Origin of the sequence: Streptomyces sp. NPDC053755 (assembly GCF_040677675.1) — a bacterium.
Taxonomy (GTDB): domain Bacteria; phylum Actinomycetota; class Actinomycetes; order Streptomycetales; family Streptomycetaceae; genus Streptomyces.
Genome location: NZ_JBFASK010000002.1, coordinates 414,597 through 437,083, shown reverse-complemented (window position 1 = coordinate 437,083; position 22,487 = coordinate 414,597). Strand labels below are relative to the sequence as shown.

Below are 22,487 nucleotides of genomic sequence, written 5' to 3'. Positions count from 1 at the left end.
GGCAGGGCTAAGGGCACGGAGCCCTCCGCCGGCCCCCCCCCCCCCCCCCCCGCCGGTCGGCGGTGCCGCCCGTGCTCAGCCGGGGAACCGGCCGGCGCGGCGCAGCGACCAGCGGCGTTCCGCGTAGGCGAGGTCGTCGCGCCACAGCCGGCCGGCCGTGCGGCGCATCATCGGCCGCAGCAGCGGGGCCGCCGCACGGGCCAGGGCGAAGCCCCGCCGGTCCGAGGCCGCGACGACCGCCTCGACCACCGCGGTGCGGGGGCGGCCGTCCCCTCGCGGGGTCAGGGGGGTGGCGTGCGTCTCGACCACCGAGCCGGCACCCTCCCCGTCGGTGATGCGCATGACGACCGTGCGGGGCGTCGGCGCGGTGAACACGGCCCTGACCGGCACCACCAGCCTGCCCGCGACCTTGAACGAGACATCGACCGCGAACGCGTCGTCGTCCCCGTCGCCCTGCGGGGTCCCGGCCACCCGCAGGTTGACGAAGGCATAGGGGTGCAGCCAGGAGCCGTGCCAGGGATCGAGCCGGTTGGCGACCACGTCCTCCGGCTCGCACCGCCCCACTCCCGTGTACACCGCGTCGATCGCGCCCTCGTGCCGCGGCCGTTCGGGGACCACGGGGCGCTCCAGCGGTGGCTCGCCGCCGACCGAGTCGAGACGCACCCACACCAGCACTCCGTCGTCGTGGACGGGGAACGGCTCCCACCCGGCGTACGGGCCGCCGGAAAGGGCCAGTCCGTGCCAGTGGCACACGAGCGTCCCGCACACGACCCGGCTGTCGCGCAAGGGAGCCCCGAGATGGGGGCAGGCTCCGGGACCGCCGCGCAGTCCGCCGTCCTCGCCGCGCCACAGGACGACTTCGACGCCGCCCACGGTCCTGCCGTACGCCCGGCCGCCCGCCTCGATCTCGCGCGAGGCGCCGACGACGAACCAGTTTCCCGACGGCCTGGCCGTCGCCCGCTCGAGCGCCTCCGCGATCAGGGCGGGCTTGGCCTCCCGCCATGGCGAGGGCTGCCGCTCCCACGCGGGGGCGCGGCGCACCCGCAGTGGCGAGGTCCAGCGCTTCCCGCCCGTCCGGTCCGACCTCGCCGACCCGCCGTCACCGTCCCTCACCGGCGCGCTCCCTCGCGCAGCGCCACCGCGTGCGGCGTCCGCCCCGTCCCGCGCCCGGTGCGGGGGCGTACCCGCGCGGCCAGGATGCGGACGAGGCCCGCCGCAGCCGTCGCCGCCCGACGCCGGCGCGGCACCACGGCCCGGCGGTGCAGCACGGCGTAGTCGTCGGCGGCGATCGCGTCCAGGATGCCTCCGTACAGCGTGAAGGCGGTGCGGATGCACGGCCGAACCCGTGGTTCCAGCATGGCGACACCGGGCTCGGCCTCCCGGTACACCGCCCTGTTCATCGCCTCGAACTCGACGAAGGCGGCGCGGATGCGCGGGTCCCGGCCGCCGGTGCGGCGGCTCCACTCGAGCAGCGGCCGCTCCACCCCGTGCGCGGCGAGCAGATCGGCGGGCAGGTACACGCGCCCCCGGTCCAGGTCCTCGCCCACGTCGCGCAGGAAGTTGGTCAGCTGGAACGCCCTCCCGAGCGCCGCCGCGTGCGGCGCAGCCGTCTCGCGGTCGACGACCGTACCGAGGACCGGCAGCATCTGCAGGCCGATCACGGCGGCCGAGCCGTGCATGTAGGCGTGCAGGTCCGCGTAGGTCGGATAGTCCGTGACCGTCAGGTCGCTGCGCATGGAGGCCAGGAAGTCGGCGAAGAGACCAGGGTCGATGGCGTAGCGCTCGGCCGTGTCGGTCACGGCCCGCACGACGGGCTCGTCGCCGTGGCCGGTACGCAGCCCCCGCGCCAGGTCGCTCTCCAGGCGGCGCAGCAGCCGGTCGCGCTCCTCGGGCGGCTGTTCGCGGTCGAGGTCGTCGACGATGTCGTCCGCCCAGCGGGCGAAGCCGTACAGCGCGTGGACGGCGCAGCGCCGTTCGAGCGGCAGGAGGCGGGTGGCCAGGAAGTACGTCCGTCCGTGGCGGGCGTTGAGCTGCCGGCACCGGGTGTAGGCGGCGCGGAGGCCGGGGTCCGTCACCCCGGCCGCGTCGAGTTCACGACGGGTCATGGGTAGTGCCTTTCGGGTCCGGGAGGGTGGTGCGCACCTGCCTGAGGGCGCTGGTGCCGGCGGGCCTGACGGTGTCGGCGGGGGAGCCGGCGGCGCCACCGGCGCGGCCGTCCGTGCCGTGGCCGGGGCCGGTTCCTTCGGTCGCGGGCACGTCCGCGCCGTCGACGTGTCTGCCCGCGCCGTTCGGGAGCGGGTCGGCGCCGGCCGTCGGCCGGGTCGTGTCGTCGGCCCGCGCGGGCGGGCGGGCCGCCCGTCGGCCGTCTCCGCGTGCCTCCGGCGGGCGGCGGACGCCGGTGATGCGGGCGGCGGCGAGCTTGCCGCTGACGAGCACCGTGGGGACTCCGACCCCGGGCGTCGTCCCGCATCCGGCCAGGACGACGTTGTCGTAGCCGCGTACGAGGTTGCGGGGCCGGAAGGGGCCGGTCTGCGCGAACGTGTGCGCGGCGGAGAACGGGGTGCCCGCCAGATGCTCCTGGGCCGTCCAGTCCGCCGGGGTGACCAGCACCTCCCGGTCGACGGAGGCCCCGAAGCCGTGCAGACCGCGCCGTTCCAGTTCGGCGACCACACTGTCGCGGTAGCGCGGTCCGAGCGCGTCCCAGGCGGCGGCCGAGGGGCCCGTCGTGGTGTTGGGGCACGGGGCGAGGACGTAGTGCAGATGTCTGCCCGCCGGCGCGAGGTCCGGGTCGTGCGTGGTCGGTCGGGTGATGAGCAGCGAGGGGTCGCTCATCACCCGCCCCGTACGGGTCAGTTCGTCGAAGGTCCCCTCCCAGGCGGCGCCGAAGGAGATCGTGTGGTGGGCGAGTTCCGGCCAGGTCCGGTCGGTCCCGGCGTGCAGGATCACGGCGGACGGTGAGGCGCGCAGGGCGACCGGCCGCCTCGGCGCGCGACCCAGGAGGCGGTGCACGACGGGCAGGTCGGGGGTCAGGACGACCGCGTCGCAGGCGATCCGCTCCCCGGAGGCGAGGCGCACGGCCCGCACCCGCCCGGTGGAGGTCTCCAGCGCGCTCACCTCGGCCGACCAGCGGAAGGCTCCGCCCGCGTCGGCCGCGGCGTCCGCCATCGCCTGGGGCAGCGCGTGCATGCCGCCCTTGGGGAAGAAGACGCCGGCGACCGTGTCCATGTAGGCGATGACGGCGTACGCGGCGAGTGCGCGGGCGGGCGGCACCCCGGCGTACAGCGCCTGGAAGGAGAACACCCTGCGCAGGCGCTCGTCGGAGAGGAACCTGCCGATCTGCGCGTCCAGGCGTCCGAAGCCGCCCAGTGCCGCCAGCCGGGCCAGATCGGGGTGGAGGAGCCGGAAGGGCGAGTCGAAGTTGGTGTCGATGAAGCGGCGCATCTGCGCCTGGTACAACTGCCGCAGCCAGGTGCGCAGCCGGCGGTAGCCCTCGGCCTCGGCAGCGCCGGCGAAGCGCCGGACCTCGGCCTCCATCGCGTCGCCGTCGGTGTGGACGTCCAGCAGGCTGCCGTCCGCGAAGCGGGCCCGGTAGGCCGGGTGGAGGGCGATCAGTTCCACGCGCCGGTACAGGCTGTCGCCGACGGCGGCGAACGCCTCGTCCGCCAGGTGCGGCATCGTGAGGACCGTGGGGCCGGTGTCCATCCGGTAGCCGCCGACCTCCAGCCGGCCGGCCCGGCCGCCGGGCACCGCGTCCCGTTCGACGACGGTCACCCGGCGGCCGGCACCGAGCAGGTGCAGGGCGGCGGCGAGCCCGGACAGCCCCGCGCCGACCACCACCACGTGGTCCGTGGGCCCGGACACGGTCCTCATGCGTTCTCCCTCTTCGTGGCCGGCTTGGTACCGGCCGCCCTGTCCACCAGCGCGGCGAACTCGGCCCGCACGCCCGGGCTCGCTCCGGTGGCCGCGAAGTGGCGCACGCTCCTGGCGCACAGGCCGGCGATCTCCTCCTCCACCACCGCGCGGGCGCCGGTGCGCTCCAGGGCCGCGCGCATCCGGGCGACGTCCGGCTCGGAGCGGGGGACGCGGCCGGGTCCGAGCGCGTCGACGGCCGCCCCGTCGTACGACTCCGTCGCCCGCTCCAGGGCGACCGCGAGGAGGTAGGTCAGCTTCCGCCCGCGCAGGTCCTCGTCGGCGGGCTTTCCCGTCACGGCGGGATCCCCGTACACGCCCAGCAGGTCGTCACGGAGCTGGAACGCGAGGCCCGCGCAGCCCCCCGCGGCCCGCAGCGCCTCCATGGTGCCGTCGTCGGCCCCCGTCCCGGCCACGCAGGCGCCCAGAGCGAGGGGACGGACCACGGTGTAGAGGGCGCTCTTCAGCGTCGCGATGGAGAGCGCCTCGTCGACACCGGACGAGCCGGTCGCCTGTGCGCGTACGTCCCGGTACTGGCCGGCGACCATCTCCCCCCGCATCGCCCGCCATTCGCGGTGGAGCCTGCGTCCGGCGGGCGGGGGGAGGGCGAGAGCGGTGTCGGCGAGCAGGTCGTCGGCCCACGCCAGGGCGAGGTCGCCCGCCAGGACGGCGGCGGTGGTGGAGTAGGCGTCAGCAGAACCGTTCATGCGGTGTGCCCGGTGCAGGTGGGCGAACTGGCGGTGCACGGCCGGCCCGCCGCGGCGCACGGGCGAGCCGTCCATGACGTCGTCGTGTATGAGCGCGCAGGCCTGGAGCAGTTCGATGGCCGCCCCGATGCGCAGCGGAACCTCCGGGTCGCCGCCCGCGCCCGCCGCCTGCCATCCGCACCACACGAAGGCCGTCCGCAGCCGCTTGCCGCCTCCGCGTACGAAGCCGGCCACCCGGCTCGCCACCTCGCGCGCGGACACGGCGTCGATCTCGCCGGCCTCCCTGACCCGGGCGTCGAGGTGTTCCGCGAGGACGGACTCGACGGCCGCCACCGCTTCTCCGGCCGTGCGCGGGCCGCCGCCGGTACCGGTCGGACCGTCCAGGACGTCCGCGATCGCCGCGCCCGGCCCCGCCGTCACCCCTTCCGACGCGTCCCCCTCCGCCGTTCTCGCCGCCGTCGCACTCGTACGGAGCATGGCACTCCCCTCAGATCCGTTTCCGCGCACGCGCAGTACTTCGGCAGCCGGCGCGCGCACGGATGCGTTCATGCCTGCCCGCTGTGCCGCCCCATCGGAGTGCACGTCACCCGCTCGGCGGAAGACGCGCTGCGGCAGGGGCCGCGGCGCCGCGACCTCCTGCTCGTGAGACCCGCTGGGGTGGAGAGAGGAACGGCCCGCGTGAGGAGGGGAATCCCTCGCGGACGAGTCGTCGGCGGAGGGGGCTACCGGAACGGCCTGATCATCAGAGATGATCATCCTATGAAGTCCGCCAGCCGCAGAACCGTCCTGACCTCCGTCGCCGCCGTCGCCGGGTTGCCCCTGCTCGCCGACGTCACCGGAAGCGGCGCCACCGCCGCCGCCGCTCCCACGGCCACTGCCACGGGGACGGCGGCCGCGGAGCGGTTCGCCACGAACACCGTGCTGTACGCCAGCGGCGCCTTCCAGGAGGGTGTCGACTGGATGCGCCGCTTCCGCTGCGGGGCCCGCACCGAGCTGCTGGACAACGCGAGCGCGACGAGCGAGGCCGTCCGCAGCACGGCCGTCATCGCCCCGCACGGCGGTGGCATCGAGGCCGGGACCAGCGAACTGTGCCTCGCGATCGCCGGCTACGAGCTCGCGGGCGCCGGCACCACGCTCCCCGCGCCGAGGACCGGAGTGCCGCAGCGGGACTACTGGATGTTCGAGGCGCTGACCTCCCACGACGATCTCCACGTCACCTCGACCCACTGCGACGACCCGGCCGCCCTCGCCGTCTGCGGGAACAACCTGTACGCCGTCTCCCTGCACGGCTTCCGCCCCGAGGCGGGCCCGGCCAAGCAGATCCTGATCGGCGGCCGGGACCAGCGGCTGATGCGGAACCTCGCACGGGCCTTCGCCGAGGCGGGCTTCACCACGGAGACCGGCGATCCCGACCTCGCGGTGAAGGTGGTCGTCGCGGGCGTCGACACTCCGCTGAACGGCGACGACCCGGCGAACATCGTCAACCGCACCCGCACGGGGGCCGGTGCCCAGCTGGAGATATCCACCGAACTGCGCAGGGCCATGTTCGGGGAGTTCGACGGCGCCGCCCGCCGCCGGCAGACCGCGGGCGTCGGGACCGGCCACCAGGCGCACTTCTGGAACGGGTTCGTCAACGCCGTACGCGAAGCGGTCGACCGCCACGAGCTGGGCCGCGACGCCCTGCTGTGAGCGGAACCGGGCGGCCGGGCTGCGGACGGGCGACGAGTGGCCTGACGTCGAGGCGGCCCGGCGCCCGGGTGGGCCGGACCGCGTCCCTGCGGCCCCCGTGCACGGCTCCGCGCACCCGGACGGGCCCCGCGCCCCTGCCGCGTCCGCCGAGAGGAGCGGCGTGGCATCGTGGTGCCATGCCCATCGAAGTGCGCCCGGCCTCGGACTTCGCGGACGTCCGTACGCTGCTCGGTCCGAAGTCTCCCGCCGCCAACGTCTGCTGGTGCCTGAGCTACCGGATCCCGTCCAAGCTCAACAACGAGCTGCGCGGGCCCGCTCGCGGTGCGTACGTCGCCGAGCTGTGCCGCACGGGGCCCCCGCCCGGGGTGCTGGCCTACGACGGTGACGAGCCGGTCGGCTGGGCCGCCGTCGCGCCGCGCGCGGAGACCTCCTTCGCGCGCAACCGCAAGATCCCGCACGTCGACGACCTGCCGGTGTGGTCGCTGTGGTGCGTCCGCGTCCGCCCCGGTCACCGTAAGAAGGGGATCTCCCACGCCCTCATCGCCGGCGCGGTCGAGTACGCCCGCTCCCAGGGCGCCCCCGTCGTCGAGGCGTATCCCCTCGACAACCGGGACGCGAAGGTCGACCTGACGATGGCGTACGCCGGCCTGCGGAAGAACTTCGAGCGGGCCGGGTTCGTCCACGCCGCCGACACGACTTCGGTGCTCGCGGGCCATCCCCGGATCCTGATGCGGCTCGATCTGCGCTGACGCGCCCGTACGCATGCCCGGTGCGGGTGGACGGTCACCCGGATGCTCCCGGCACGCGCTGATCCCTCCGGGCGGGGTGGCGGCCGCCGTCCGTTACGGGCGGGGCGGGCCGGGGTACCTCTGCGCGGACGTCGTCGGTGTCACCGCAACGGGAAGAGGTGCTCCCCCATGGAGATCGGATACAAGCTGGCCGCCGAGGCGTTCGGTCCGGCGGAACTGGTACGCCAGGCGGTCCTCGCCGAAGAGGCGGGGTTCGACTTCGTCGAGATCAGCGACCACTTCCATCCGTGGCTCGACAACCAGGGGCATTCGCCGTTCGCCTGGACGGTCCTGGGCGCCGTCGCGGCGAAGACCTCGCGGATCGGGCTGGCCACCGGCGTCACCTGCCCGACGGTGCGCTACCACCCGGCCGTCATCGCGCAGGCCGCCGCCACCCTCGCCCTCCTGTCGGACGGCCGGTTCGTCCTGGGTGTCGGCTCCGGCGAACGGCTCAACGAGCACGTCGTCGGCCGCGGTTTCCCCGACACGGTCCACACCCGGCACGAGATGCTCAGGGAGGCCCTGGAGATCATCCGGTTGCTGTGGGGCGGCGGCTACCGGTCGTACGAGGGCAAGCACCTGCGGCTGCACGACGCCCGGGTCTTCGACCTGCCCCGGGAGCTTCCCCTGATCGCGGTGGCGGCGAGCGGCGGGCCGTCGTGCCGGATCGCGGCCGAGCTGGGGGACGGGCTGTTCGCCACCGAGGACAAGCCGGAGATCGTCCGGCACTATCGCGAGGCCGGCGGCGACGGGCCCCGCTACGCCGAGGTGCCCATGGCGTGGGCGCCCGACGAGCGGACGGCGGCGAAGGCCGTTCTGGACACGTCGCGCTGGGCGGTCACGGGGTGGAAGGTCATGAGCGAGCTGCCCAACCCGGTCAACTTCGAGGCGGCCACCACCACCGTGCGGGAGGAGGACGTCCTGGAGAAGTTCGCCTGCGGCGCCGATCCGGCGCGGTACGCCGAGGTGGCGCAGGGGTTCGTCGACGCGGGCTTCGACCGGCTGGTCATGCAGAACGCGGGCCCCGACCCGGACGGCTTCATCGACTTCTTCCAGCGGGAGCTGAACGGGCCTCTGCGGCGGCTGGAGCCGCAGGGCGGTGACGGAGTCTGAGCCTCACTCCCGCGCGTCCGCGTCCGCGTCGGCCGCCGACAGCCGACCTGCCGCGCCCCTCGTTCGGCGGCTTCCGGGCACGGGAGCGGGGCGGGGAGGAAGGCCGCACCGGCCGGGGCCGGCCGCACCCGGCGGCTGGTGCGGTCGAAGCATCGCCGCGCCCGGTTCCCGCTCCAGGCGGGCCACGCGATGGCTGGGACGACCGGATCCTCGGCCCCGTCCCACTCCTGGGCTTCGCACTCGCCCTCGCGGCGACCGTGGCGGGCCGGAAGGTATCGGCGTCCGTCGTAAGGGCGGGGGCTGCGGCGTCCGGAGCGTGCGGAGCGTCGCAGCCCGGGCGGGACGTACGGAAACGGGCTAGAGGTCGAATTCGATGTGCTCGGCGTCGGTGTACTCCACCAGGAGGCCCTGCGCGCGGCGGCCGTTGTCGCGGAAGTACACCTCGCCCAGGGCCTCGGCCGCGATCCGCTGGAGCCGCTGCTCGTCGGCCCCCTGGTCGCGGGCGTCGAAGAGGCGGGCAGCGTGGCGGGGTGGCAGGGCGACGGTGAGGTGACGCATGCGGGCGTCGTCGGTGGTGCCGGGGGCGGCGGTGTACCCGAAGCGGGCCCGGGTGTCGATGACGAGACCCGCCGTCGTGGCGGCCGTCTTCTTCGCCCTCGCCCGCACCTGCGGCTGCCAGCGCTTCCTCACCTCCCGCTCCAGACGGTCGGCGAGGTCATGCCGGGGCTTGCGGATCTGGTCCTTCACGTACCGCTCGACCGTGCGCTGGGAGACCCCGAGCATCCGGGCGACGGCTTTGGTGCTGCCCTTGCTCCGCTTGACCAGATAACGCATGCGCGCGCCCGGGCTCTTGGGGATGGGACGGGTGAACACCCGCTCCAGCGCCTTGTCGAGACCGTCCCCCACCGATGCCATCGCCGTCGCCTCCTACTGTCCGTCGTCCGCGGCGGTGACCTCGCCGGTCTTGACGTAGCGGGCCAGGTTCAGGTCCTGCCCGTACTTCTCGCGCACGCCCTCGGCCCACAGCGTGGTCTGGGTGCCCTCGTGCTTGACCATCCCCGGGGAGACCCCGATCCGGAAGGAGCCGGGTACGGTCGTGCCGTCGGCCGCGTACGGCAGGACGTCGAGCGGGCTCGGCCCGTCGGCCGCGTAGACGGCGCAGTCGGAGAGGACCGCGACCGGGTAGCGTCCCGTGGCCGCCGCGAGGGCGACCATCTTGCGGTGCATGCCGACGCGCGCGCGGGAGATGACGGTGGCGCGGATGTCCGGGCGCCAGGTCGGGCGGGCGAGGGCCGGCCAGGGCTGCCCCGGGCGCCAGCCGCCGCCGCGCGGCCGCTCGCGCAGCTTGCCGATGCCGCCCTTGACGGTGGCCTTGATCGCCGACAGGACGACCGCCATCCCGGGATCGTGCCTCCGGTGGCCGTCCATCGCCGCCAGAAGATCGGACGGCCCCATGCTCTCGGTGACACCGAGATCGGCCATGGTGGCGATGTAGGCGTGACGCAGCCGCTTGTACCAGTCGTCGAGATAGCGGCCGCTCGTCGGGCGCAGCCAGGCCTCGAGGGGTGCGACCTCGTAACCGAGTTCGACCGCGTACGCGACGGTCGGCGTCGCGTACCAGGCCGGGCCGGCCGGGCGCTCGCCCGTCGGGGTGAACGGACTGGGCAGCAGAGCGCCGTCGAGGGTCCTCCACTCCTTTCCGGCCTTCACCCGGGAGAGGTCGACGTGCGAGAGGTCCACCAGCCACGAGCCCGGCACCTTGGGGTCGAAGGCCGGACCGTCGACGCGCACCGGGGCGCCGGCCAGGCCGACGACCGCGCCGTTGGCGGCCGCGCCGAAGGCGAGGTTGACGTCGATGCCGACGACGTGGCGCAGCGTGCACTCGGCGTCCGTGAGCGGGCGCGCCCAGTCGTACGCCTCCTCGAACAGCATCTCGTCGGGCCCGCGCTCGTGGAAGCGGGGCAGGTGGGCCAGGAGCGGGTGGCCGTCGGGTGCCTCGCACGGGGCGCAGTCGACCGGCTCCTTCCCCAGGGACGAGGGGTTGTGCTCGCTGTGCCGCACCCCGGCCGTGTCCGGCCGGGTCGCCCGGGTCGGGGGGTGGAAGGCCGTCATCAGCTCCAGTCCCGTCACGGCGGTGGAGCCGCGCGGCGTCATCACCCGGGTCGCGTACGTGCCGAGGAGCCGTGCCAGTTCCGCCGGGGGCAGCTGCGCGGCGCCGTTCCAGTGCCGGGCGTCGAGCGCGTCCCAGGAGGGGACGCACAGCTGTACGCAGGAACGCGTGGCGCCCTGCGCCGGGCGGTAGATCCGGGCCCAGGGGCCGAAGCCGCGCTTCGTCAGCCGCCAGGCGGCCCGGTGCAGCCGGGCGACGGCCGGGTGGGAGTCGGGCAGCCGTCCCGCCAGACGCTCTTCGGGGGTGAGGCCCTCGGGCAGGCCGTAGCGCCGAAGGGCGCCCTCGGTCAGGACGAGCAGCGGGTCGGCGTCCTTGCCGGCGCCGTGCAGCTTCTCCTGCCCGAGCCCGGCGTCCGTGAGCGCCCACTCGACGAGCGAGGGCAGGGAAGCGGCGGGGACGTCCAGGACGAGACCGTCGACGCAGTACGCGACGGCCCGGCCGTCGTCGTCGGCGTCGATGACGGCGAGCGGCCCGTGGCCGAACCGGGATTCGCGGGCGCCCGGGGCGGCTCGGGTGGACGAGGCGCCGGCGCCGACGGGCTGGGGGGCGGTCGCGGCCCGTCCGGTGGCGGCCCTCCTCGCCCCCGGCCGGGGCGCCGCCGTCGGCGTGCGGGCGGCGGGCTCGGCGAGCGGCTCCCGCGCGGGCGCGGAAGTGGAGGCAGAGGAGGGGAGAGAGGGGACGGAGGACGTGGGGGCCGGCGCGGGGGTGGCAGCCGGGGCGAGGGCGGGGTCCGGTGCGGGCCCCGGGGCCGGGACCTGCGCCGGGTCCGGGACGGGGTACTTCGCGGCCCAGCCCTCCAGCAGCCGCCGGTATGCCTGTCGGCGCGGCGGTCGTGGCTCGCTCCGGCCGCTCTCCCAGTTCTTGACGGTCTGGGTGCTCGTCTCCAGCGCCTGCGCGAGGCGGGCCTGGGTGACCCCGGCGGCCTCCCGCAGACGGGCCCGCTCCTTCGGCGACGGCATCTGCGGCTCACCCGCCAGGAGCGCGTCCACGGCGCTGAAGAGTTCTTCCTCGGTCGGCATACTCCACCTCCGACAGGACCCTAACGCACATTAACCTCGTTTGTAGCCCTGGATTTAACCCGTGCAGGTGACGCTCCCTCCGCGATGACGGGCCGTCGTCCCCGCGCGGCCCACCCTCCAGGCGAGACGACGCGACCGGCGACCGGCCAGTGACACACGCCGAGGTCGTCCGCTTCCCCGACATCCGACCCCGGCCCGCTGCCTTCCGTCGGCGACCGTCACTTCCCGTCGGAGACGCCGAGGGCCTGGAAGTCGGCCATGCCGTAGACCTCGTGGACGTAGACGTTGGTCAGCCGGGGGTTGCGGTAGAACACGGCCTTGTCGGCGACGATGGGCAGATAGTAGGCGCCGTCGACGACCTTGTGGTCGATCCGGCGGTACGTCTCGGCGGCCGCGGCCGGATCGGTCGCGGCCGCGCCCTGGTCGAACAGGGCGTCGATCTCCGGGTCGTCGACCTCGGGGAAGTTGAAGTTGGCGCTCGGCAGGATGAGGCGGCCGTCGGCCAGGGGCTCCAGGAACCCGGAGCCGGTGGGGTAGTCGGCGCCCCACCCGAAGAAGGTGAGGCCGTAGCCCTTGCTCCTGACCACGCTGGGCGTACCGACGACGGCGGACCGCTGGGCGGCGTCGTACCCCGCGGTCCTGACGGTGATGCCGACCTTTGCGAGCGCGCTCTGGAGCGCGACGGCGGACCGCTGCTCCTCCTCCCTGTCGCCGCGCAGGGCCAGGGTCGTGGTGAAACCACCGGGCTTGCCGCAGGCCCGCAGCTCCTCCTTCGCCTTCTCGGTGCGCGGCTTGCCGTCAGCGCGTCCGAAGGGGTCGTAGCCGTCGGAGCCGGCGATCGTCGGCGGAAGCATGGTGCTCTGCCTCGAACCGGCCGCCGGGCCTCCGCGGGCCGTCGCGAGGGCGGTGAGGTCCGCCGCGTAGAGCACGGCCTTGCGGCAGTGGATGTTGTCGAGCGGCTTGACCTTCGAGGCGAGGGCGACGTACCGCACGTAACCCGTGTGCGGGTTGTCCGCGTTCTCCTTCAGCTTCGGGTCCCGCAGCACCCTCGCCCGGGAGGCCGGCGACAGGCCGCTGGACATCACGCTGAGGTCGGCGGTGCCGGCGATCAGCCGCGCGTCCACCTCTTCGGCGTTGCCGGAGATCGTCAGCTCCACCTTGTCGGGCAGGGCCTTGCGCAGCGGGTCGGTGGCCGGGTCCCAGTGGTCGTTGCGGACGAGGGTGAGGGACTTGCCCGGCACGTAGGAGTCGAAACGGTACGGGCCCGAGGAGACCGGCTTCTCGCCGTAGCGGGCCCCCGTGTCCCGCTCTCGCGGCACCGGGGCGGTGGCGCCCATGGCGAGCAGGTGCGGGAAGTCGGAGTCCGGCTTGGCGAGCGTGAAGACGAGGGTCGAGTCGCCGACCGTGCGCACCGAGCGGAGGCCGAGTCCGTTGGCGGCCGAGTCCTTGTACGGGCCCGGGTAGTCCTGCCCCTGGTCCAGGGCCTCGACCAGGAAGAGCGGACCGCCGGGGACGACGTCCTGCGCGAAGGCGCGCGCGATGCCGTATTCGACGTCCTTGGCGGTGATGGCCGAGCCGTCCTCGAACGTCAGGCCCCGCTTGAGTCTGACGGTGTAGGTCCGGCCGCCGTCGGTCGAGACGGGGGCGGCCTCGGCGAGGTCCGGCACGAGCGTCTTGCCCTTCGAGCCGGGCCGGGCGTCGTAGGTGTAGAGGGTGCGGGCGTAGAAGCGCTGCATGTTCCAGACCCACCCGTAGTACGAACGGGCCGGGTCCCACGAGTCGGCGTCATAGGTGCTCCACAGGCGGAGCGTGCCGCCCTTCTTCGTGGAGGCGTTCACGACTCCGCCGATCGCGGCGTCGAAGCCTGCCGCGCTGGTGGAGCCGCCCGCACCGCCCCCGCCCGTCGTCGAGGTGACGGGCTTGTCCTTGTTCTGGGTGGCCCACAGCACGACGCCGCCACCGCCCGCGGCGAGGACCACGGCGAGGCTGACGGCCACGAGCCGGCGCCGGAAGCGGGCGGCGCCGGCGGACGCCTGGACGACGGGCCCGGTCGACGCCGCCCCGCCGGCGGCCACCGTCACCGGCGGCGGGACGAGCGGCCGGCCGATGACGACCGGCGGCGCGGCGGCCCTGGCGGGCGCGGCGACGTCGGCCGCCTGCGGCGCGTCGGGCGGGAAGGCGGGGCGGGGCGGCATCGCGGGATGCGGCGTCGGCGTCTTGTCCAGGCGGACGGGCGGGTTCTCCGTCGGGACGGTCTCCGGCGTCTCCACGGCCCCGCGCGTGGGCGTCCCGTCCTGTCCGTGGGTGAGCGACTCGTCCACGCCGCGGCCGCGATCCTCGGGGTTCCGGCCTGCGGGGCTCGGGCTCTCGCCCTCTCCCCCGCCGTCCCGGCGGTCGTCACCGCCGGCGGGCGCCGCCCGGTGGGCGAGGCGCGGGTCCGGCGCGGCGGGCGGGCCGGGGGCGGCACCGAACCCCCCGGCACGGGAGGTGAGCGCCTCGGCCACCGCCGCCGGGAGCCAGTCGGTCTCCTTCGGGAGGTGGCCCGCGAGAGTCTGACCGCCGGCCTCCCCGAGCAGCTGCCCGAGCTCCGCCAGGAGTTCGGGCACGGTGGGGCGGCGTTCGGGTTCCTTGGCGAGGCAGCGGGCGACGAAGTCGGTTCCGGCGGGCAGCCCGTGAAGATCCGGCTCCTCGTAGACGGCGCGAAAGTTCACCGAATGAGGGGAACCGATGCCGAACGGTCCGGCTCCGGTGGCCGCGAAGGCCAGCACGGCGCCCAGCGAGAACAGGTCGCCGGCCGGACCGACGGCGCGCCCCGTCACCTGCTCGGGCGACATGAACCCGGGGGTGCCGATCACCATCCCGGTCTGGGTGAGCGCGGTCGCCTCGGTGGCGACGGAGATGCCGAAGTCGATGACCCGTGGCCCGTCCGCGGCGATCAGTACGTTGGAGGGCTTCAGGTCGCGGTGGATCAGGCCCGCGCCGTGGATCGCCTCGAGCGCCTCCACGAGTCCGGCGCCCAGGAGGAGCAGTGAGTGCCTCGGCCAGGCGCCGTGAGCGCGCACCGCCTCGTCGAGCGGCATGCCGGGGACGTAGGCGGTGGCGAGCCAGGCGGGCGCCCCCTCGGGATCGGCGTCCACCACGGCCGCGGTGAAGAAGCCGGTGACCCTGCGGGCGGCCTCCACTTCACGGGCGAAGCGCCGCCGGAACTCCGGGTCCTCGGCCAGCTCGGCGCGGACCACCTTGACGGCGACCATCCGCCCGCTGGTCGAACGGCCCAGGTAGACCCGGCCCATGCCGCCCGCCCCCAGGCGCGCGAGGATCCGATAACGCCCCACCTGTCGTGGGTCCGCCGCGCCCAGCGCTTCCAATGCCGCCCCCCGCAGAGCCCGTCCCGTAGTCGTCAGGCGATGATGACACACCGGATCATTCCGGCTCGGAGTGATCTCAGGGCCGTTGACGCCCGTGGACGCCCCCCGCGGACCGGTCACCGGTCACCGGTCGGGAATGCCGCCCGAAGCCTGTCCTTCCTCGTGCGCCGGTGGGCGCAGGAGGTGGTTTCCGGCGAGTTCGATCGCCTCCGGGGTGGTGTAGCCGGGGTGGTCCGCGATGAAGTAGTGACGGCCGATCGCGAGCGCGAAGGCGAGGATGCTGCGGGCCTCGATCTCCGCGGGGTCGGTGAGGAACCTGCCGAACATCCTGCGCAGGAAGTCCATCCGCTCGTTGTCGACGCGCCGCAGACGCGCGGCGACGGGCGGATCGTGGCGCGCCCAGGAGCGGACCGCGATGTCGATGCGGTGGAAGTCCTCCGAGGAGGTCAGCTGCGCGACGCGCCGGATCGTCTCCGCCCCCGCGCCGCCCTCGGCGTCGACCCGGGCGATGATCTCCCGGGTGCAGCGCCGCTCCCACTCGTCGAGTATCTCCTCGAGCAGGGCGGGGCGGCCGTCGAAGTGGCCGTAGAAACCGCCCTTGGTCACGCCCAGTTCGGCGGCTAGCGCCTCGACTCGGACGGCGTCCGGCCCTCCTCGGGCGAGGGCGGCGAGGCCCGCTTCCACCCAGCGGCTCCGTGGTGTGCGAGCGACGGCGGGGATACGACCACCTCCATTGATCATGCCGGATCCGATGTGTACGGTAGCGTACACATCAAATATACGGTGCCGTATAGACGAGAGGCCGGACATGCCGCGACGCGCAGCGACCGCCTACACCGAACAGCCCTGGCTCATCCACGATCTGACGCCTGATTTCACCGTCCAGGACGTGTGGTCGTTCCGCACTCCCGGAGCCGGGCCCGACGACTTCCCCGTGATGCTGGCGGCGATGCGCGCCGCCGGCGGCCCCGCGCGGCAGCACCCGGCGGTGCGCTTCCTGTTCGCCGTGCGGTGGAGGCTCGGCGCCGTGCTCGGCTGGGACGATCCCTCGGCCGGAGTCGGCGCACGGGTCGCCTCGCTGCGCGACCGCCTCAGCGGTGACCGCCGGGACGTTCCGCGCGGCCCGGACGACGACGACATGCCCCTCAAGGCGGTCTACGAACTCCCCCGCGAGGCCGCCCGCGAGCTGGCGAACAAGACCGTCCACACCGTCATGCACCTGGGGTGGGTGAAGGGGGCGACCGGCGACCACGAACTGCGGATGGCCGTCCTCGTGAAGCCCAACGGGGTGACCGGGCGGCTCTACATGGCCGCCATCGCGCCGTTCCGGTACCTCCTCGTCTACCCCTCCCTGACCCGGCAGTGGGAACGCGCCTGGCGGGACCGGGCGGAGCCCGAACACGCCGGGCGGATCCGCTCCCGGCGGGAGGACGGCCGCACACCGCCGGATGCGGCGAAGCCGCGCGGAGAGGGGCGCGCTCGATGAACACCCGGAAGAAGATGCTGCGTTGGGCGAGTGGGATCATGGTCTTCCTGGGCGTCGGGCATGTGTCCCTGCTGGCGGCGGCCGCCTGGGGAGACGTCAGCGGCTGGGCGGATCGGGGACTGTGGGCCGCGGTGCCGCTCGCGCTGTCGGACGGAGGCGCGGAGCCGACGGTGGACTCCCTGCGGAACGAGCTCACCTTCTGGGCCGGGCCGGGCAGCTTCGCCGTACCGCTGATCCTCCTGGCGGCGCTGATATGGCACCTGGCCGGACGCGGGGTGCGCGTGCCGCCGGCGATCGGCTGGGGCATCGCGGCGTGGTGCGCGGTGGGAGGGACCCTGCTGGTGCCCTCGCCGTTCTTCGTCGGGATCGTGGCGGGGGCACTCGTCGTCGGGGCGGCCCGGGTCAGGGAGCGGCCGGAGGTCCCGGCGAGCCGGGAGGAGCATCCCGTCTGAGGCGGAGCATCGCGGTGGGGTCCGAGGGACGACGTCACGTCCGGAGGTCACGGGCGGCGCCGCACGCCGGAGGCTCACCGACGGTCCCGCACGGGGTCGCGGACGCACGGTCGGTGAGCCGAAGGGGGAGCGCCGCGCACCGCCTTCGCTGGTCAGCCGTAATATGCACGGCGCGTCGGCACCGGCGGCGGCCGCCGCCGGTGCCGACATCAGGACCCCACCGTCCGTGTGCGGTCTTACGCATTCCCTTTACTGGAGGCCTTGTTGAAACGCCGCTGGCTCTTGCCACTTCTCGCGGCCCTGTTCGCGCTCCTGGCTCCCGTCGTGCCCGCGGCGCCCGCGGTCGCCGTCGATCCCGCCGACTGCGGTGGAGCGGGTGTGGAGCGCTTCGGCCCAGCCTCGGTGACCGGCGCCATCGTCGGCGCCGCCGTGCACGAAGGGCGCGGCTACGTCGTGACCCGGGGTCTGAAGCCGCCGGTGCTCGCCGAGTACGACCTCGCCACGCGCACGGTCGTGCGCCAGACGCCGATACCCGACGGCCCCGCCGAGGGTTCGCCCGAGGGCGCGTGGGCCACCGCCGTGTCGGGCGGCAAGGTGTACATCGGCACCTACCCGGTGCCCGACCTCTACCGCTTCGACCCCGCGACCGGCAAGGTCGAACGTCTCGCCTCCCTCGGTGTCAACGGCGGCTTCATCTGGAGCATGGCCGCCGCGCCGGACGGCAAGATCTACGCGGGCACGTACCCGGACGGCAAGGTCTGGGAGTACAACCCCGCCGGCGGTGCCGTCCGCAACTTCGGTGTCCTCGCCGCCGGTGAGCGCTACGTCCGCTCCCTCGACGTCGACGCGACCAACGTCTACGCGGGCCTGCTCGACACGGGCAAGCTGATGTCCGTGAACCGGTCCACGGGCGCGACCCGCGTCCTGGCGCAGGGCGCCACCGGCATCTCGGCGGTCTCCGTCGGCCGTACCCGGGTGCGTGCCGCGAGCGGCAACACGCTCTACGACGTGCGCACCGACGGCACCGACCTCCGCACGGTCGACCTGGGCGGGAACTCGGTCGACTCGATCGGCCTCGCCCCCGACTACACCGCCTACCTCTCCACCCGCCCGCACGGCACCGTCTACCGCTACCGCACCGCCGAGCCGCTGGTCGAGATCGGTACGCCCCGCTCCCAGGAGGAGACCCGGGGCATGTTCCTCGACGGTGACACGCTCACCGGCTTCGCCGGCAGCGGCGGAGCGTGGACGATGGACGTGACCGACGGGCGGACGACGTACACCGACCTGCTGGACGCGGGCCTCACCGGCGGCGCCGAGCGCCCCCAGTCGATGCTGTACGACGCCGACCGCGGCGCGGTCTGGGTCGGCGGGCACTTCTCCGTGACCGTCCACCACCCCGCCACGGGCACCCAGCGCCGGATCTGGGTGCCGGGCGAGCCGAAGGCGCTGACCCGCCGCGGTGACAAGATCTACGCAGCGATCTACCCGAGCGGCCAGATCGTCGAGATCGACGCCCAGACGGACGCGCTGCGCAGCCTCGGCTATCTCGGCCACGGCCAGCAGCGCCCCTGGGACCTCGAGTACGACCCCGCCACCGACAAGCTCCTGGTGGCCAGCGCGCCGCTGGGCGCCAGCCTGAAGGGCGCCCTGTCCGTCGTGGACCCCGACACCTCGCTGATCGAGGTGTACCCCGACGTGATCAAGGACCAGAGCCTGATGAGCCTCAGCCTCGGCCCGGGCGGCGTGGTCTACCTCGGTGGGGACGTCCGGGGCGGCGGGGGCACCACCCCGACCCGCACGACCGCGGCCGTGGCCGCCTTCGACCTGGCCACCCGCACCGTGCGGTGGGAGGTCTCCCCGGTGGCCGGCAACCAGACGCTGCAGGACATCAAGGTGCACGACGGCATCCTGTACGGCGTCTTCAAGCGCAACGCCGGCTGGTTCACGATGGACCTGGCGACCCGTCAGGTTCTGGACAAGGGAACGCTGTCCGGTTACGGCGAGATCGAGGTGCACCAGGGCAAGGTGTTCACCTCGACCTACTTCGGCGGCGGCAACGTCCACCTGCTCGGCCCGGGCCTCCCGGACCCGCAGCTGATCGCCACCGGTCTCGGCGACGACTGGTACACCAACCCGCAGCTCGCGTTCGAGCCGGGGAGCTGGAAGGCGTGGGCCCTGGCGGGCCGCGATCTGGCCCGGCTGCGCCTCGACCCGTCCTGTGCGCCGCTGACCGTCACCCCCTGACCCGGTCCCGCTTCACCGCCGACCGGCCCGTCCGCCGAGGGCCGAAGGCGACGGCCGGCCCCGGCGGTCCGCATCCGGCGGGGGCCCGCATCCCGCGGGCCCCCGCCGTTGCGCGTTCTCATGACCGTGACGGCTCGCGTGCGGCGGTCAGCGCAGGGACCACTTCTGGTTGGCCGCGCCGGTGCACGACCAGATCTGGGCCCGGGTGCCGTTCGCCGAGCTGTTGTCCGAGGCGTCCAGGCACTTGTCCGCCGGTACGTTCACGAGGTCTCCGGCGGACGTCTCGTACCTCCACGCCTGCGCTCCGGAGCCGTTGCAGGTGTACAGCTGCGTCCTGGCGCCGTCGGCCGTCGCCCCGGAGGTCACGTCCAGGCACTTGCCGAGTGCGCGGACGGTGCCGTCCGTACCGACGGTCCAGCGCTGTGCCGCGCTGCCGTTGCAGTCCCAGAGCTGGACGGGTGTGCCGTCGGCTGCCGCGCCGCCCGCCACGTCGAGGCACTTGCCGCCGAGGCCGACGAGGGCGCCCGACGCGCCCGGGGCCTCGGTCGGGCTGCCCGACCAGGTGAAGGTGGCCGAGGTCCTGCCGGGCACGGAGTACGCGAAGTGCCTGCCGCCCCAGTTGACGGTCAGGGTCCGCGCGCCGGTGGAGTCGTTGTAGGCGATGAGGGCCTTGGAGCCGTCCGGATTGCGCCAGGCGACGTTCGGGACGGCCGCGTCGGCGGTGGAGGCGATCCGGTGGGCGCCGGGCTTCACGAACTTCGTGAGGTGGCCCATCGTGTAGTACTCGACGGTGTAGTCGACCTGGCCGTGGCGCGCGTCCCCGTTGTGGACGGTGATCAGGCCGTCGCACGTGCCGCAGCCGCCGTTGTGCGGGCCCCGGTTCTGGTCGACCGCGAGGGACCACTTGGTGACCGACTTCGCCCAGTTCCGGGTGTAGTCGATGATGTTCATCATGTCCTCGCGCTGCTGGTGCGCGATCCAGGTGCCGCCGGAGTGCTCGGTCTGGAAGGCGTCCAGCTGCGGGTACCGGTCGTGGATCTCGGTCTGCCGCCTGACGTCACCGCCGTAGCCGTGCCAGGCGATGCCCCCGAAGTTCGGGTGGCTGCGGACGGCGGCGTCGTCCACGGTCTGCGCGGCGTAGGCGTCGTAGGTGTCCCAGTTCCAGTCGTGCGCGAGGACCTTGGTCGCAAGCCCCGCCGCGGCCAGCTTGGGCAGCAGTTCGTTTCTGGTGAAGTACGCGAGCCCGGAGGCGTTCCAGCTCATCGAGGGATAGCCGGCGCAGCAGGTGGGTTCGTTCTGTGCGGTGACGTAGTCCACGGGGACGCCCTGGTCGCGCCAGGCCTGGAGGTACCTGACGAAGTAGTCCGCGTACGTGCCGTAGTTCTCGGCCCTCAGCCATCCGCCGTCGAGCCGGCCGCTGTCCTTCATCCACGCGGGGGCGGTCCACGGCGAGGCGACCAGGGTGAGCTGGGGGTTGAGCTGCTCGGCCTGCCGGGTCAGGGGCAGCACGTCCTGGAGGTCGTGGGCGAGGGAGAACTTCGCCAGGCCGGGGTCGGTCTGTCCGGCGGGCAGGTCGTCGTAGGTGTAGCCGAACCGGGCGAGGTCGGAGCCGCCCATGGGGTTGCGGACGAACGACAGGCCGATGCCCTCGGTCGGGGAGAAGAGCTTGCGCATCGTGGCGTCGCGCGTCGACGCGGAGAGGGCTCCTGAGCCCTTCATGAGCCAGGCGGCGGTGTCGGTGAACGAGGCTCCGCCGCCCGCGAAGGTCTGGTAGCGGGTGTTCTCGTCGACGGTGACGGTCGAGCCGCCGCCGTCCCGCCCCGCCTGGAACGCGAGGGGGGTCTGCTGCTGAAGGCCGCGTGTGACGTGGCGGCCGCCGGCGTCGTCGGTCGTGGTGAGCCAGACGTTCACCTGCTCGCCGGCGGCCTGCGCCGTGCCGGTGGACAGCCCCGTGGCTCCGGTGAGCCCGGCCGCGGCGAGCACGCCGGCGAGGAGGACACGCGCCGCCCGGCGGGGGGCCCGGGGCCGGCGACGGGGGCCGGACGCGCGGCGACGCCCCGGGCGGACGCCGGCGCCGTTCCTGACAGCGGCGTTGAGGATCGGGCTGATCATGTCGGTGCCCTTCTCGGTGGATGTGGGGGTAGTGGACCGAGTGATGGACCGAGGCGTGAGTGAACTGCCCGGCCGGGCCGGCGTCAAGACCTCGCGCATTCATGACTTGAACACGCAACAGGGCTCGGGCGAGAGGAACTTGGGGATTCAAGCCGAAGTCGACGTGAAGTATTGACGGCACGGAGGCGGGGCTGTTGACTCACCGCACCGCGCCGGAACCGGTTCCGGTACCGGTTCCGACACCGATGTCAGTTGCCGCCTGTCCCCCGCCGCGGAGGCCCTTCCGATGCGTGTCACCATCGCCGACGTCGCACGTGAGGCGGGTGTCAGCAAGACCACCGTGTCGCGGGTCCTGAACAGGGGCGCCGAGGTGGACGCCGTCACCGCCGCCCGTGTTCGCGAAGTGATCGGTGTGCTCGGCTACGTACCCAGCTCCGGGGCGGTCGGGCTGGCACGCGGCACCAGCCGCACCATCGGCATGCTGGTCCCGTCCCTGACCTGGCCGTGGATGGGCGAGGTCCTCCAGGGTGTCGCCGACACCGTCGAGGCCGCCGGATACGGCCTGTTGCTGTTCACCTGCAACCGGGGCGCCGAGTCGGTCGACCACTTCGCCGGGCAGGTCTCCGCCCGCGCCTTCGACGGTCTCCTCGTCGTCGAGCCGGAGAACACCCTGGAGACCATCACCGCCATGCACCGCCGCGGCCTGCCCGTCGTCCTCGTCGACGACCGCGGGCACCACCCGGCGTTTCCCTCCGTCGCCACCACCAACCGCGCCGGCGGCAGGTCCGCCGCCGATCATCTGGCCGCCTCGGGCCGGTCCCGGCCCCTCGTCATCACCGGGCGCCGGGACTTCGGCTGCGTACGGGACCGCCTGGCGGGCTTCCTGGACGTGCTGCCCACCGGCCTGGTGGCCGAGGGCGAGTTCACCGAGGAGACCGGCCGGGCCGGCATCGAGCGGGCCCTGGCGGAGGGCCGGGACTTCGACTGCGTCTTCGCGCACAACGACCTCATCGCCGCGGGCGCCCTGCGCGCTCTGCGAGAGGCCGGCCGGCGGATCCCGGACGACGTCGCCCTCGTCGGATTCGACGACATCCCCATGGCCCGGCACACCGAACCACCGCTGACCACCGTCCGTCAGCCCATGCGGCGGATGGGCGAGACGGCCGCCGGAATGCTTCTCTCCGGGCTCGCCGGGGGGACGATTCCCGTCGAACCGGTCGTCCTTCCCACCGAACTCGTCATCCGCCGCTCCGCACCCGCCCCCTGATCCGGCACGGCACGGACGCCGACGCCGCACCGCAAGACCCCCGTCCCAGGGCGCACTCCCGCACACCGCGCCACGGAGTCCACCACCACCGAGAGCACGACACCGCGCAGCACCACACCGCACAGCACAGAACCGGCGCCGTGAGCACACCGCAGCGCAA

17 protein-coding genes are annotated in these 22,487 nt (G+C 73.9%); 8 read left to right on the top strand and 9 right to left on the bottom strand.

Going from position 1 to position 22,487, the window contains the following annotated elements; genetic code table 11:
* Nucleotides 1–75: 75 nt before the first annotated feature.
* From AB0K65_RS04615 to AB0K65_RS04600, 4 genes are read right to left on the bottom strand one after another with little or no spacing between them, the layout of a single operon-like run.
* Nucleotides 76–1,113 (bottom strand): DUF5914 domain-containing protein, encoded by a 1,038-nt coding sequence (locus AB0K65_RS04615; protein WP_365714224.1) that lies wholly within the window; start codon nucleotides 1,111–1,113, stop codon nucleotides 76–78.
* Nucleotides 1,110–2,105 carry a phytoene/squalene synthase family protein gene (locus AB0K65_RS04610; RefSeq protein WP_365714223.1) on the bottom strand — a complete coding sequence of 332 codons (996 nt, stop codon included), beginning with the start codon at nucleotides 2,103–2,105 and terminating at the stop codon, nucleotides 1,110–1,112. Before AB0K65_RS04610 ends, AB0K65_RS04615 begins: the two co-directional genes overlap by 4 nt.
* On the bottom strand, nucleotides 2,092–3,870 hold the full coding sequence (gene crtI, locus AB0K65_RS04605; protein ID WP_365714222.1) for a phytoene desaturase family protein: 1,779 nt from the start codon (nucleotides 3,868–3,870) through the stop codon (nucleotides 2,092–2,094). Before crtI ends, AB0K65_RS04610 begins: the two co-directional genes overlap by 14 nt.
* Entirely contained in the window at nucleotides 3,867–5,093 is a 1,227-nt protein-coding gene (locus AB0K65_RS04600) for a polyprenyl synthetase family protein (RefSeq protein WP_365714221.1), read from the bottom strand. The genes crtI and AB0K65_RS04600 overlap by 4 nt, the downstream gene beginning before the upstream one ends.
* 282 nt (nucleotides 5,094–5,375) lie before the next feature.
* On the opposite strand from AB0K65_RS04600, the gene AB0K65_RS04595 reads away from it, so the two are divergent.
* From AB0K65_RS04595 to AB0K65_RS04585, 3 genes are all read left to right on the top strand, one after another.
* The gene (locus AB0K65_RS04595) at nucleotides 5,376–6,305 is read left to right on the top strand and encodes a poly-gamma-glutamate hydrolase family protein (protein WP_365714220.1); all 930 of its coding nucleotides are present in this window, start codon (nucleotides 5,376–5,378) and stop codon (nucleotides 6,303–6,305) included.
* A 176-nt stretch (nucleotides 6,306–6,481) separates the two neighbouring features.
* Nucleotides 6,482–7,054, top strand: a complete 573-nt coding sequence (locus AB0K65_RS04590) for a GNAT family N-acetyltransferase (RefSeq protein ID WP_365714219.1) — start codon at nucleotides 6,482–6,484, stop codon at nucleotides 7,052–7,054.
* Between the two features lie 168 nt (nucleotides 7,055–7,222).
* Entirely contained in the window at nucleotides 7,223–8,206 is a 984-nt protein-coding gene (locus tag AB0K65_RS04585; RefSeq protein WP_365714218.1) for a TIGR03557 family F420-dependent LLM class oxidoreductase, read from the top strand.
* Between the two features lie 357 nt (nucleotides 8,207–8,563).
* On the opposite strand, the gene AB0K65_RS04580 is transcribed toward AB0K65_RS04585, so the two are convergent.
* From AB0K65_RS04580 to AB0K65_RS04565, 4 genes are all read right to left on the bottom strand, one after another.
* A complete protein-coding gene (locus tag AB0K65_RS04580; RefSeq protein WP_365714217.1) occupies nucleotides 8,564–9,121 on the bottom strand; it encodes an XRE family transcriptional regulator in 558 nt (185 codons plus the stop codon).
* 12 nt (nucleotides 9,122–9,133) lie between these two features.
* A complete protein-coding gene (locus tag AB0K65_RS04575) occupies nucleotides 9,134–11,395 on the bottom strand; it encodes a helix-turn-helix domain-containing protein (RefSeq protein ID WP_365714216.1) in 2,262 nt (753 codons plus the stop codon).
* 218 nt (nucleotides 11,396–11,613) lie between these two features.
* Complete coding sequence (locus AB0K65_RS04570) at nucleotides 11,614–14,730, bottom strand: ABC transporter substrate-binding protein (RefSeq protein ID WP_365714215.1); 3,117 nt, start codon at nucleotides 14,728–14,730, stop codon at nucleotides 11,614–11,616.
* A 156-nt stretch (nucleotides 14,731–14,886) separates the two neighbouring features.
* Nucleotides 14,887–15,504: a TetR/AcrR family transcriptional regulator gene (locus AB0K65_RS04565; protein ID WP_365714214.1), complete on the bottom strand. Its 618-nt coding sequence runs from the start codon at nucleotides 15,502–15,504 to the stop codon at nucleotides 14,887–14,889.
* A 67-nt stretch (nucleotides 15,505–15,571) separates the two neighbouring features.
* Between AB0K65_RS04565 and AB0K65_RS04560 the strand changes: the two genes are divergently transcribed.
* From AB0K65_RS04560 to AB0K65_RS04550, 3 genes are all read left to right on the top strand, one after another.
* On the top strand, nucleotides 15,572–16,249 hold the full coding sequence (locus tag AB0K65_RS04560; protein WP_365714213.1) for a DUF2867 domain-containing protein: 678 nt from the start codon (nucleotides 15,572–15,574) through the stop codon (nucleotides 16,247–16,249).
* Nucleotides 16,246–16,701: a hypothetical protein gene (locus AB0K65_RS04555; protein WP_365714212.1), complete on the top strand. Its 456-nt coding sequence runs from the start codon at nucleotides 16,246–16,248 to the stop codon at nucleotides 16,699–16,701. Before AB0K65_RS04560 ends, AB0K65_RS04555 begins: the two co-directional genes overlap by 4 nt.
* 264 nt (nucleotides 16,702–16,965) lie before the next feature.
* Nucleotides 16,966–18,948: a hypothetical protein gene (locus AB0K65_RS04550; RefSeq protein WP_365714211.1), complete on the top strand. Its 1,983-nt coding sequence runs from the start codon at nucleotides 16,966–16,968 to the stop codon at nucleotides 18,946–18,948.
* 147 nt (nucleotides 18,949–19,095) lie between these two features.
* Here the strand turns inward: AB0K65_RS04550 and AB0K65_RS04545 are convergent, their stop codons facing one another.
* The gene (locus AB0K65_RS04545) at nucleotides 19,096–21,060 is read right to left on the bottom strand and encodes a ricin-type beta-trefoil lectin domain protein (RefSeq protein WP_365714210.1); all 1,965 of its coding nucleotides are present in this window, start codon (nucleotides 21,058–21,060) and stop codon (nucleotides 19,096–19,098) included.
* Here AB0K65_RS04545 and AB0K65_RS04540 point away from each other — a divergent pair.
* The gene (locus tag AB0K65_RS04540; protein WP_365714209.1) at nucleotides 21,059–21,235 is read left to right on the top strand and encodes a hypothetical protein; all 177 of its coding nucleotides are present in this window, start codon (nucleotides 21,059–21,061) and stop codon (nucleotides 21,233–21,235) included. The genes AB0K65_RS04545 and AB0K65_RS04540 overlap by 2 nt on opposite strands.
* 111 nt (nucleotides 21,236–21,346) lie before the next feature.
* Nucleotides 21,347–22,327, top strand: coding sequence for a LacI family DNA-binding transcriptional regulator (locus AB0K65_RS04535; protein ID WP_365714208.1), 981 nt, complete (start codon nucleotides 21,347–21,349; stop codon nucleotides 22,325–22,327).
* Nucleotides 22,328–22,487 lie beyond the last annotated feature (160 nt).